Below are 11,632 nucleotides of genomic sequence, written 5' to 3'. Positions count from 1 at the left end.
GAGGGGCTGTGGGTGAGGGCACCAGGCCTTAACAAACGCTACCCTCTCCCTGTGGGAGAGGGGCTGGGGGTGAGGGCACCAGACCGCACAATACGTAGCCCCGAAAAACCCATCCCAAATCACATTTAAGGGTCGATCTTTGACCTCAACTTCTCTATAATCTTGCGACCCCACGTTACGAGAAGGTTTTTTTCCCGAAACTTTCTATGTGTCGGCATGTGCTATTCGAAGGGGTAGGTTTGCCGGACTTTGTCGTGTGAACCTCAACTGACTAAACGTTTGGGTGTTCACCAACGTGTAACTTATTATTTGGGTAAGCTTTTAATGAAAACTTTTACAGCTAAACCAGAAACCGTACAGCGCGACTGGTATGTTGTTGACGCGACCGGTAAAACTCTGGGCCGTCTGGCTACTGAACTGGCTCGTCGCCTGCGCGGTAAGCATAAAGCGGAATATACTCCGCACGTTGATACCGGTGATTACATCATCGTTCTGAACGCTGACAAAGTTGCTGTTACCGGCAACAAGCGTACTGACAAAATGTACTACCACCACACCGGCCACATCGGTGGTATCAAAGAAGCGACCTTTGAAGAGATGATTGCCCGCCGTCCTGAGCGTGTGATTGAAATCGCGGTTAAAGGCATGCTGCCAAAAGGCCCGCTGGGTCGTGCTATGTTCCGTAAACTGAAAGTTTACGCAGGCAACGAGCACAACCACGCGGCACAGCAACCGCAAGTTCTTGACATCTAATCGGGATTATAGGCAATGGCTGAAAATCAATACTACGGCACTGGTCGCCGCAAAAGTTCCGCAGCTCGCGTTTTCATTAAACCGGGCAGTGGTAAAATCGTAATTAACCAGCGTTCTCTGGAACAATACTTCGGTCGCGAAACTGCCCGCATGGTAGTTCGCCAGCCGCTGGAACTGGTTGATATGGTAGAAAAACTGGATCTGTACATCACCGTTAAAGGTGGTGGTATCTCCGGTCAGGCAGGTGCGATCCGTCACGGTATCACCCGCGCGCTGATGGAGTACGACGAATCCCTGCGTTCTGAACTGCGTAAAGCTGGCTTCGTTACTCGTGACGCTCGTCAGGTTGAACGTAAGAAAGTGGGTCTGCGTAAAGCACGTCGTCGTCCACAGTTCTCCAAACGTTAATCTATTCTGCTTACGCAGAACGATTGGCGAAAAACCCGCTTCGGCGGGTTTTTTTATGGATAATGCGCAGGTTATCCACAGTAACATTTCATATATCTTCTCTTTTTCCACATTTCCGGCATCCCCTCACCACAAAGCCATCAAAATCTGGTAAACTATCATCCAATTTTATGCCCAAATATCGGTGAATACTCGATTTTTGTTCGATTCTTGAACAATGTGTTTTCTCTGGGATGGGCGATACATCATCTGGCTGGCCCCGTTGGGCTGGTAGCAGTAAAAATTCTGAATATACCTGGAGGTTTTCATGGCTGTCGCTGCCAACAAACGTTCGGTAATGACGCTGTTTTCTGGTCCTACTGACATTTATAGCCATCAGGTTCGTATCGTGCTGGCCGAGAAGGGTGTCAGTTTTGAGATCGAGCATGTGGAAAAGGATAACCCGCCTCAGGATCTGATCGATCTCAACCCGAGCCAAAGCGTACCGACGCTGGTGGATCGTGAGCTGACCCTGTGGGAATCCCGTATCATTATGGAATACCTGGATGAGCGTTTCCCGCATCCGCCGCTGATGCCTGTTTACCCTGTTGCGCGTGGTGAAAGCCGCCTGTACATGCAGCGTATCGAGAAAGACTGGTACTCGCTGATGAACGTTATCGTTAACGGTTCCTCTTCAGAAGCGGATGCTGCGCGTAAACAGCTGCGTGAAGAGCTGCTGGCGATTGCGCCGGTATTTGGTCAAAAACCTTTCTTCCTGAGCGATGAGTTCAGCCTGGTAGATTGCTACCTGGCACCGCTGCTGTGGCGCCTGCCAACCCTGGGCGTAGAATTCAGCGGTCCTGGCGCGAAAGAGCTGAAAGGCTACATGACTCGCGTATTCGAACGCGACTCTTTCCTGGCATCCTTAACTGAACCGGAGCGCGAAATGCGTCTCGGCCGAGGCTAATGACTGTGGAAATGTCACAACTTTCACCACGCCGTCCGTATCTGCTGCGCGCCTTCTATGAATGGCTGCTGGATAACCAGCTCACGCCGCACCTGGTTGTGGATGTGACGTTGCCGGGCGTGCAGGTTCCAATGGAATACGCACGCGACGGACAGATTGTACTGAATATTGCGCCACGTGCAGTGGGTAACCTGGAACTGGCGAACGACGAAGTGCGCTTTAATGCGCGTTTCGGCGGCGTGCCGCGTCAGGTTTCCGTTCCGCTGGCTGCGGTTCTGGCTATCTACGCCCGTGAAAACGGTGCAGGTACCATGTTCGAACCGGAAGCGGCTTATGATGAAGAGGTCGCCAGCCTGAACGATGATGGGACATCCGATGAACGTGAAAGCGACACGGTAATGTCTGTGATTGATGGCGATAAACCCGACCATCACGACGACAATGACCCTGATGACGATCCGCCTCCGCGCGGTGGTCGTCCGGCACTCCGTGTCGTCAAATAAACTTCATAAAGCACAATATTTTTCCGAACCTGCACAACTGTGCAGGTTTTTTTATTTTCTGCATAAAATTACTCTCTAAAAAACTTGTGTCTTTGCAAAAGATATCGGTCTATTAATTGGCATGGGATTAATCTTGTTGGGTTATTTTCTGTAGGACAGTTAAATTTATCTTCAATAATGTTTTATTTTAATTTGATTGTATCCGATATCACCCTGTGAAAATATATATGTGCGTTAACAAAAACGGATTTTCTTTTAAGGACAAATTATGAATATCACTTTTAAAAAATTATTTTCATCTGCTGCTATTTGTGCAGCCCTCGCCATGTCAAATGCACACGCTGCTAATGATGTGACGTTGAAAGTTATTGGTAATATCGTTCCTGGTTCCTGCGTACCCTCACTGCCAAACGGTGGAGTGGTAGATTATGGCACAATGCCAGCTTCTACCATCAATCCAACTGGCACGGCGAATACACTGGTTCAGTTGGGGGCTAAAAGTATTACTCTCACTATTACCTGTGACAGCGATACCAGCGTTGGGGTGACTTCTACGGATAACCGCCATGATACTCGTGTGGGCCTGGGGAGCGCCGCTTATATTGAAAATGGGTTTTTCGATAATGTAAATGCTAACGCTTCAGGAAACGCCTATGGCTTGGGTAAAACGAGTGCGGGTGTGAATATTGGCTCCTATGTCATTGCAGCAGATCCCGTTAATACAACAACAGATGGTGTTGTCGCTGATCTCATTGCAGCCACAGGTACCGATACATCAAATTATACCTGGGTAAAATCCAGTACGGGTGCTTTTGCACCAGTTAACAGTGGCACAGGCCAGACACGTGTCTTTACGGCTGCTGCATCGGGAACCACCACACCAAAAGCTTTTAAAGTTATGAATATGCCGTTACGCATTACGACTGCGCTTCAGGACAACACTGTATTGGGTACAGGCGATACTATCACGCTTGACGGTAATGCCACGCTGAGCCTTGTTTATCTTTGATATTCGTTATTGCTAAATGCTGTAGAAAATAAATCGGGAAATGAAAATAATGGAATTTAAAAAAGTACTCTCCGCAGCAACCGTCGCCGTAGCCTTCGGTTTATCCGCTTTTGCTGCCCAGGCCGCTAACGATGTTACGCTGAAAGTTGTCGGTACGATTAACCCGGCTGCATGTACGCCGACCCTGCCTGATGGCGGCGTTGTAGATTATGGAACGGTACTGAACCAAAATATTGCACCGACCGGTGCGACAAACAAGCTGGTACAATTGGGGCAGAAAAGCATCACGCTAAATATCAGTTGCGAAAGCAACATGAGCGTTGCTTTTACCTCCACCGATAACCGCCTGGACAGTCGCGTTAACCTGTCTTCAACCGCGTTTATCGCAGGTAGCGGTACGGATAAATCAGACTTCAGCAACACCGCTGGTGCCTTTGGTCTGGGTAAAACCACCGCTGGCGTGAGCATTGGTGCTTACACCGTTGCCATCAATACTGAAGCGGTCACAGCGGATGGCGCGAATGTTGACACCCTGGTAACAGGGAGCATCACTGAAGGTCAGCGTTCCTGGGAGAAAGTTGCGCCAGGCCTGGGTTACCTCTGCTCGCTTAATGGCTGCACGGGCTACCAAAAAGCGAATACCGTAGCAACAGCCGGTACCACGCAGCCAAAAGCCTTCAAACAGCTTAGCGTGCCGTTGCTGGTTACCTCTGCAGTGCAGGATAACTCGGTATTAGGTACGACTGACGTAATTACGCTGGATGGTAACGCAACCATTAGTCTGGTATATCTCTAATAATTTAACGCTTAATTAACGTGGCAATGGTTAGAGTATTTAAAAGCCATTGTCACGCTTTTTTTGCATTAAAATAGCTTTCTCTGCCGCAAGAATAATAAAAATAATGCCGGTATGATTTTTATTTATTTATGTGAGTGGAAAGTCATGAAGAAAATTCTATATCTTGCGTTGTTGGCTGTAGCGACAAAGTGTTGTGCCACCGGTATGGTTCCAGAAACATCGGTTTTATTAGTCGATGCACAAAAAGGCGAAGCCAGTATGAATGTTAAAAATACGGATTCGCAACCTGCATTGCTTTATACAAACATTGTAGATTTACCTGATAGCGATAAATCTATTCGTTTAATCGTTTCTCAACCTGTAGTCCGTGTCGACGCCGGGGAAACACAGCGAATGCGTTTTCTGCTGCAAACCAGCAAACCCATGAAGTATGAAGAACTTAAACGCGTCACGTTCGAAGGCATTCCTCCAAAGGAGAAAGGAGAAGATAAAGTTGCGTTGACTATCCGCCAGGATCTTCCTGTTGTAATTCATCCTGCGGGTCTACCTGAGGAGACGCAGCCATGGAAATTTTTGACATGGAACAAAAAGGGTGATGGCCTGGTTATCAACAATCCCAGCGATTACGTTGTTCGTATAACGGCATCCTTTAAAACATTACCCTCAGGAAAAGCGGGTGTGCTGGATAAGACCTACATCCTTCCTCACACCTCGATAAAAACAACATTACCAAATTTCTCTGATAATAAAGTTGAATTCTATCCGGCGAGTCGTTACGGCTATAAAGGGGATCGCTTTACTACAGATTTGAAGTAAGCCTCTATAAGGACAGCAAAGGATATGCAGCAAAAAACGTTACTCGCCTGTCTCATTGGCCTGGTCTGTTCTGGCCAGTCGATGGCTCAGCAGATGGAGACTGCTGCCATTAATTTTGATCAGGAAACGCTTCGTTCACTGGGGATAAACCCGGACGTATCAAATTATTTCTCTCGCAAGACGAAGTATTTACCGGGTAGCGTTTCAGTCGCCCTGAAGGTGAATGGTGATAATAAAGGCAACGTTATTGCTCGTTTCGACAACAACGGCGATCTCTGTTTCGACAAACCTTTTATGGAGCAGGCAGGATTAAAAGTTCCCTCTGACTATGAGTCCGGCTGCTACGATTATACCGGTCATATCCCGAGCGCTATTGTGGAGGCTTCGCCTGCGCAAGAATCTCTAAGTCTGGTTGTACCGGCGGATCGGATAGCAAACAGCGAATCGGATATCGGAGCTTATACTTCCGGTGGCACTGCTGCGCTGTTGAATTATTCTCTTCTCTCCTCGCGCAATGAGTTTGGTGACGGGCACTCTGACTATTCACAGGCCATGCTGGACGGTGGGGTCAATTTCGACGACTGGATCTTACGTACTCAGCAACTGCTGAGCCGGAGCGACGGAGAATTCGAGAGTAATAACTCGTCGACCTATTTGCAGCATACTTTTGTCCCCCTGAAAAGTACCCTGAGGGCGGGCGAGGTCAATATCAATAACTCCCTTCTTCAGGGAACGGGAATCTATGGTATCGAGCTTTCACCGGAGAGCGCCTTACAACAGGGCGGTAGCGGAGTGAGCGTGTCCGGTATCGCCAATACGCCTCAGGCCCGTATTGAAGTGCGTCAGCAAAATGTTCTGGTGTACAGCACACTGGTGCCGGTCGGGCCGTTTAATCTTACCGATGTGCCGGTACGTAACAGCGTTAGCGATCTGAACGTGACGGTAGTGGAAACCGATGGCAGCCAGCACAGCTATGTGGTGCCCGCAGCGCTGTATAACCAGAGCGCAGGGGCGCCTTCAGGATATCACTTCGCGCTGGGACGAGTGAGCGATAGCTATAGTGAAACGCCATGGGTAGCCAGCCTTTCTGGAGGCTGGAAACTAAGCGAACGGGTGAATGTCAACGCAGGCTCAATCGTAGGCGAAGATTACCAGGCTGTCGCCACCAGCCTTGATACAGTGCCGATACCAGCCTGGCTTGTTTCACTCCAGGCGAACCAGTCCAACGATTCGAAAGATTCACTGAAAGGGCAGAGGTACACGCTATCGGCAACATGGAGTTCTGACCCCGCATTTGGCATGGGGGCTAACGCCTCTGTTACGCATAAATCGCAAGACTATCGCGAACTTTTTGAAGCACTGGATGATGATTTCGACAGCGGTAATAAAAATGAGTATTCCGCCGGGCTGACCTGGAGTGTGCCCTACTTAGGCACGCTTAGCACCAGCTACTACCAAACGCAGGGTTATGATAAGTCAGATGATTCCCGCTTCATCTCTGCGGGTTGGAACAAGTCATTCAAGTACGCCACGATTTCCATGAACTGGCAACATCAGTTGAGTGCAGATGAGGAGAATGAGGATGATGGCGATCTGTTCTACGTCAACCTCAGTATTCCTTTTGGAGCCAGCAATAGCGTTAGCCTGTACAGCCGTCATGATGACCATAAAACGCGGTATGGCGCCTCTGCGCTTGGCGTTGTAAGTGATACCACATCCTGGTCGCTGGGAGCTGAACACGATCAGGCCACGAATCGCGATAATGTAAACGGTGGGATAAGCAGCAACCTTCACTATACGCAGCTTGGCCTGAGCGCCAGTTCGGATAACGAGAATAGCCGCAGCTATTCAGGATCGCTACAGGGGGGCATCGCGGTTCATGGACAAGGCGTTACGTTCTCTCCATGGGCGATCCGCGACACGTTCGCGATCGCTGTTCTGGATAAACCCGTCTCCGGTGTGAGGATTGACACGCCCCAGGGGCCGGTATGGACCGACTTCCGTGGTCAGGCAGTGGTACCGTCAGTGGGAGCCTGGCGCCCAGCGCGGGTAGAAGTGGATACGGAAACATTGCCGAAAAATATGGATATCGGGAATGGAACCCGTGTCGTCACGCTTGGCAAAGGAGCGGTAGGGCATCTTGATTTTACTGCGTTAACCCAGCGACGTGCACTGGTGAACGTTATCCTGGCAAACGGTAAAAAGCTGCCGAAAGGGATCGCCCTTGAGGATTCGCACGGAAATTATCTTACGACCTCAGTGGATGACGGCGTGGTCTTTTTTAACGATGTTGAACCTGCTCAACAGGTGGTGGCAAAACTGGATAACGGCACCTGTGCATTTGGTCTGAAGCTTCCGAAAGAGGCAAATACCGATACATTCTATGAAACTGTCAATGAGGTGTGTAAATGAAGGCGCTTATTTTAGCCGTGTGCGCAATGGCGTTTTCTCTGCATGCTATGGCTGACTGCCAGTTAGTATCAAGCCAGCAAAAACTCAGCTATGGCCGTATGAGTGCCGCAGAGCGCCAGGCGGAAGGGAACAGGTTGATTGAGATGCCGGAGAAACAGATTGTCCTGAACGTGATATGCGATGAACCGTCGCGTATTCGTCTCTTTCTGGGCAGTAACGTACCGAAAGGGCATGAATTTGGTTTTGGTGATAACGGCGTCATGCGCGTTACTGCCGCGCAGGCAACGGTGGACGATCGTACAGTCAATCTGGCGGCTATCCATGCCGGCGACCCGTGGGTTACCAATGGCGGCGTGAGAGAGATCGCGCCAGCGCTTAACGAAGGGATTGCGTTTATCAACGGTCAGGAGCTGCGGGGAAAAACGGCGTCTGTCACGCTTACCATCAAACCGCGCTTCAAAAGTAACCATATTACGGACAGAGAAGTGTGGCGCGGAAATTTACGCGTAAGGATGGATGTACAATGAAAAAGCGTATAGCGCTATTACTCTGCGGAATGTCTGCCGCTTCAGCGGTATGGGCAACTGATACGGTCAATATTGATGTGGATGTCACCGTTGACGCTGCCGCCTGTACACCGGCGTTGAGCAATGGCGGTGTGGCAGATTTCGGCACACGCTATGCGGGGTCGCTCTCCTCCAGCGCATTCACACAGCTTGGTACTCGCGATCTTACACTATCGGTGACGTGTGAATCTTCTACGGGAGTTGCGATTACCGCGCGTGATACCCGCGCCAGTTCCGTGGTCGTTGGCAAAGATAAATCCGGGCAAGAAGGGGTAAAATTCCAGATAAATAACGGTGCCTATGTGCGTGATACGACCCGCCTGTTTGGTTTAGGATTGACCAGCGAGCAGAAGCCGATTGGCAGTTATGGGGTGCAAATTAACGCGTCAGGCGTGACGGCAGCCGACGAAAGTGCCGCTGTTCAGGTGGAGATCGCCGGGGCCGCGACCAAAAATGGTCCATGGACGCGCACGACGCTATTGCCCTTGCCGACCCAGCAGGACTTTTTCTATACGTTTGTGCAAAAAGGCACGGATATTCCGCAGCCGATCTCATCGGCGGTCGTTCCGCTTCAGGTGAGTGCCGCAGTCGCCAACGGGCTTGGCAGCGGGCAAGAGATCAAGCTGGACGGCGAGGCGGTGATTACGCTGGTCTATTTATAATCTCTTTCTGCAAAAGAATATCGAAAATAGACGCGCCAGTTCACCGCTGGCGCCGCGCTTACCAGGTCTGCAAAGAGGCTGCGATTTGTAGACCTGATAAAGCGTAAACAGGCTGATACGTCTCCGGATGAGATTTCCTGAAGCGATAATTACCGTTTAAAGGTCACCGCTTCCGGCTGCGTCAGATGCAGCGTTGTCTGGCTGGGTACCGTCTCGGCGATAACCCGCCCGTGACGAACAGAATAACGCGCTGGCGTCTGACGACGAACCGCATCAAAGCCATTTTCGGCCGGTAAAACAACCAGGTTCGCAGAATTACCCACCTTCACGCCGTAGTCCTGCAGGTTGAGCGTTTTCGCGCTGTGGGTGGTGATCAGATTCAGCCCGTCGTTAATCTGCCCGTACCCCATCAGCTGGCAGACGTGTAAACCCATATGCAGCACCTGCAACATATTGGCGGTGCCCAGGGGATACCACGGATCGAAAACGTCATCATGCCCAAGGCAGACGTTGATCCCCGCCTCCAGCATCTCTTTCACGCGCGTTACGCCGCGGCGCTTAGGATAGGTGTCGAAACGGCCCTGAAGGTGGATGTTCACCAGCGGATTGGCGACGAAGTTGATGCCCGACATTTTCAGCAAACGAAACAGGCGGGACGCGTAGGCGCCATTATAGGAGTGCATCGCTGTGGTATGGCTGGCGGTAACGCGCTCGCCCATCCCATCACGGTGCGCCAGCGCGGCGACGGTTTCCACGAAGCGCGACTGTTCATCATCGATTTCGTCGCAGTGTACGTCGATCAGCCTGTCGTACTTCTGCGCCAGTGCGAAGGTTTTGTGCAACGACTCCACACCATACTCGCGGGTAAATTCAAAGTGCGGAATTGCGCCAATGACGTCCGCCCCCATACGCACCGCCTCTTCCAGCAACGCTTCACCGTTGGGATAAGAAAGAATGCCCTCCTGGGGGAACGCCACGATTTGCAGATCGACCCACGGGGCGACCTCCTGCTTCACTTCCAGCATCGCTTTCAGCGCCGTCAGCGTGAGATCGGAGACGTCAACGTGAGTACGCACATGCTGAATGCCGTTGGCCATCTGCCATTTCAGCGTCTGCATTGCGCGGGTCTTAACATCTTCGTGGGTGAGCAGCGCCTTACGTTCAGCCCAGCGCTCAATCCCCTCGAATAAGGTACCAGACTGGTTCCAGCTCGGTTCACCAGCCGTTTGAGTGGTATCCAGATGGATATGCGGCTCAACGAAAGGGGGAATGACCAGCCCGCCTTCAGCATCAAGCACCTGGCCCGGAGGTGACGATGCCGCGTCCTGCGGTTCAATACGGCTAAAGCGCCCGTTTTCAATTGCGATCTGCCATAACCCCTCTTGCCCCTGTAAACGGGCCTGACGAATGGTGAGGGTATTATTCTGCATGGGGAGCCTCCGGGGCGGTAGCAAAGGTACGTCTGACAAAGGGGGTTAACAGAAGGTAGCTGAATACGCCACCGAGGACCGCATTCACCGGCACTATACCGGGAATAATATTCCCGGCAGCCACGCCGAGCGCGACCGAAAGAATGGCTACCCAGTTGACCGGCACAAAGGTAGCGCTATGGAAGCTGGCGTAGCGGCGGCGGTTGATCAGATAGTCGGCGATAATCACCCCACCGACGGGAGGGATCGCCGCCGACAGAAAGGTGAGCCAGCCGACAAAGTTATTGTACAGCCACAGCGCGCAGAGCGTGCCGATAATACCGTTAACCACCGACAGCGTGCGGCTGGAAAGGCCGGTCACGTTGGCAAAACCCAGACCCGACGCATAGAGCGCGTTGTCGTTGGTTGTCCAGATGTTCAGGCCGAGAACGATAATGGCGGGCAGCAGTAGCCCCTGAGCGATCATCACGTCCGAGATATCCGCCTGTCCAACTGCCGCGGCGCCTGCCGCACCGAAGATAAACATCAGCGAGTTGCCAAGGAAAAACGCCACCATTGCCACCACCACGGCGCCTTTCGCGTTACGCCCAAAGCGGACGAAGTCGGCGGTCAGCGTTCCGGCGCTGATGAAGGAGCCGACGACCAGCGCCAGCGCGCCTGAAAAACTGAGCGGGGTCTGCGGCACGATCGCTTTTAAATGATCCAGCCCGCCCACGCCGTCCACCGCCAGCCAGACGGAGTAGCTGCCGAGGATAACTATCGCGGGAACGGCGATGATCGACAGAATCGTCAGCGCTGAGATACCAAAGAAGATGGTCATGGTCATCAACAGACCGGATACCGCGATCAGGATATTGACGTCGATGCCCGTGGCTTTACTCACCGGGATGGCAAACATCGCTACGCCGACGCCAAACCATCCTACCTGCGTACCGCCTAAAAGCATGGAGGGAAGCCAGGAACCTTTTATACCGAACGAGTAACGCGCAAGAAGATGGGTTGAGAGGCCGGTTTTTGCGCCAATGTAGCCAAGAAAAGCAGTGTAAATACCGAGGAGGAGATTGCCGAAGAGAACTGCAAGGAAGAAATCATTATAGGAAAGACCGGTACCGAGCGTACCTCCGGTCCACATACTGGCGGAAAAAAAGGTTAACCCTAACATCACAAAAGTGAGTGGAATCACGCCTTTCCGCGCCGCCAGAGGGACGGGGCCCTGGCTATAATTGTTATCTTGCGACACAACGCCTCCTTGAATTTTGGCCAAAAAATCCGCCGCATAATATACATTTTTTTCATGAAAGCAAACGTTTACGTCAGGATTTACGCTG

At 51.5% G+C, this 11,632-nt stretch carries 12 protein-coding genes; 10 read left to right on the top strand and 2 right to left on the bottom strand.

What is annotated here, in order from left to right; all coding sequences use genetic code 11:
* Positions 1–324 precede the first annotated feature (324 nt).
* The 10 genes from rplM (at position 325) to L350_RS04715 (ending at position 8,874) form a co-directional block, all read left to right on the top strand.
* The gene (rplM, locus tag L350_RS04670) at positions 325–753 is read left to right on the top strand and encodes a 50S ribosomal protein L13 (protein WP_003860434.1); all 429 of its coding nucleotides are present in this window, start codon (positions 325–327) and stop codon (positions 751–753) included.
* A gap of 15 nt (positions 754–768) precedes the next feature.
* On the top strand, positions 769–1,161 hold the full coding sequence (gene rpsI / locus L350_RS04675) for a 30S ribosomal protein S9 (protein WP_003860436.1): 393 nt from the start codon (positions 769–771) through the stop codon (positions 1,159–1,161).
* 307 nt (positions 1,162–1,468) lie between these two features.
* The gene (gene sspA, locus L350_RS04680; protein ID WP_003860438.1) at positions 1,469–2,107 is read left to right on the top strand and encodes a stringent starvation protein SspA; all 639 of its coding nucleotides are present in this window, start codon (positions 1,469–1,471) and stop codon (positions 2,105–2,107) included.
* 5 nt (positions 2,108–2,112) lie between these two features.
* Positions 2,113–2,610, top strand: coding sequence for a ClpXP protease specificity-enhancing factor (sspB, locus tag L350_RS04685; protein WP_032622090.1), 498 nt, complete (start codon positions 2,113–2,115; stop codon positions 2,608–2,610).
* A 268-nt stretch (positions 2,611–2,878) separates the two neighbouring features.
* The gene (locus tag L350_RS04690) at positions 2,879–3,619 is read left to right on the top strand and encodes a DUF1120 domain-containing protein (protein WP_022649551.1); all 741 of its coding nucleotides are present in this window, start codon (positions 2,879–2,881) and stop codon (positions 3,617–3,619) included.
* Between the two features lie 49 nt (positions 3,620–3,668).
* Positions 3,669–4,415 (top strand): DUF1120 domain-containing protein, encoded by a 747-nt coding sequence (locus L350_RS04695; protein ID WP_022649550.1) that lies wholly within the window; start codon positions 3,669–3,671, stop codon positions 4,413–4,415.
* Positions 4,416–4,562: 147 nt separating this feature from the next.
* Positions 4,563–5,234, top strand: coding sequence for a fimbria/pilus chaperone family protein (locus L350_RS04700; protein ID WP_022649549.1), 672 nt, complete (start codon positions 4,563–4,565; stop codon positions 5,232–5,234).
* Between the two features lie 24 nt (positions 5,235–5,258).
* Positions 5,259–7,646: a fimbrial biogenesis usher protein gene (locus L350_RS04705; protein ID WP_032626447.1), complete on the top strand. Its 2,388-nt coding sequence runs from the start codon at positions 5,259–5,261 to the stop codon at positions 7,644–7,646.
* A complete protein-coding gene (locus tag L350_RS04710; RefSeq protein WP_032626444.1) occupies positions 7,643–8,173 on the top strand; it encodes a DUF1120 domain-containing protein in 531 nt (176 codons plus the stop codon). The genes L350_RS04705 and L350_RS04710 overlap by 4 nt, the downstream gene beginning before the upstream one ends.
* On the top strand, positions 8,170–8,874 hold the full coding sequence (locus L350_RS04715) for a DUF1120 domain-containing protein (RefSeq protein ID WP_240183875.1): 705 nt from the start codon (positions 8,170–8,172) through the stop codon (positions 8,872–8,874). Before L350_RS04710 ends, L350_RS04715 begins: the two co-directional genes overlap by 4 nt.
* 149 nt (positions 8,875–9,023) lie before the next feature.
* Here L350_RS04715 and L350_RS04720 read toward each other — a convergent pair whose 3' ends face one another.
* Positions 9,024–10,304, bottom strand: coding sequence for a cytosine deaminase (locus L350_RS04720; protein WP_032626443.1), 1,281 nt, complete (start codon positions 10,302–10,304; stop codon positions 9,024–9,026).
* On the bottom strand, positions 10,294–11,544 hold the full coding sequence (gene codB / locus L350_RS04725; protein WP_032626442.1) for a cytosine permease: 1,251 nt from the start codon (positions 11,542–11,544) through the stop codon (positions 10,294–10,296). The genes L350_RS04720 and codB overlap by 11 nt, the downstream gene beginning before the upstream one ends.
* Positions 11,545–11,632 lie beyond the last annotated feature (88 nt).

The organism is Enterobacter sp. MGH 4, assembly GCF_000534735.1.
Classification (GTDB): domain Bacteria; phylum Pseudomonadota; class Gammaproteobacteria; order Enterobacterales; family Enterobacteriaceae; genus Enterobacter; species Enterobacter intestinihominis.
The sequence above is the reverse complement of the archived record's forward strand: the minus strand, read 5'-3'. Positions and strand labels throughout refer to the sequence as shown.

Excerpts from the sequence above, each read along its gene's own strand:
- rplM (WP_003860434.1), top strand. The coding sequence starts at position 325 with ATGAAAACTTTTACAGCTAAACCAGAAACCGTACAGCGCGACTGGTAT.
- sspA (WP_003860438.1), top strand. The coding sequence starts at position 1,469 with ATGGCTGTCGCTGCCAACAAACGTTCGGTAATGACGCTGTTTTCTGGT.
- rpsI (WP_003860436.1), top strand. The coding sequence starts at position 769 with ATGGCTGAAAATCAATACTACGGCACTGGTCGCCGCAAAAGTTCCGCA.
- L350_RS04690 (WP_022649551.1), top strand. The coding sequence starts at position 2,879 with ATGAATATCACTTTTAAAAAATTATTTTCATCTGCTGCTATTTGTGCA.
- L350_RS04720 (WP_032626443.1), bottom strand. The coding sequence starts at position 10,304 with ATGCAGAATAATACCCTCACCATTCGTCAGGCCCGTTTACAGGGGCAA.
- L350_RS04705 (WP_032626447.1), top strand. The coding sequence starts at position 5,259 with ATGCAGCAAAAAACGTTACTCGCCTGTCTCATTGGCCTGGTCTGTTCT.
- L350_RS04710 (WP_032626444.1), top strand. The coding sequence starts at position 7,643 with ATGAAGGCGCTTATTTTAGCCGTGTGCGCAATGGCGTTTTCTCTGCAT.
- L350_RS04695 (WP_022649550.1), top strand. The coding sequence starts at position 3,669 with ATGGAATTTAAAAAAGTACTCTCCGCAGCAACCGTCGCCGTAGCCTTC.
- L350_RS04715 (WP_240183875.1), top strand. The coding sequence starts at position 8,170 with ATGAAAAAGCGTATAGCGCTATTACTCTGCGGAATGTCTGCCGCTTCA.
- L350_RS04700 (WP_022649549.1), top strand. The coding sequence starts at position 4,563 with ATGAAGAAAATTCTATATCTTGCGTTGTTGGCTGTAGCGACAAAGTGT.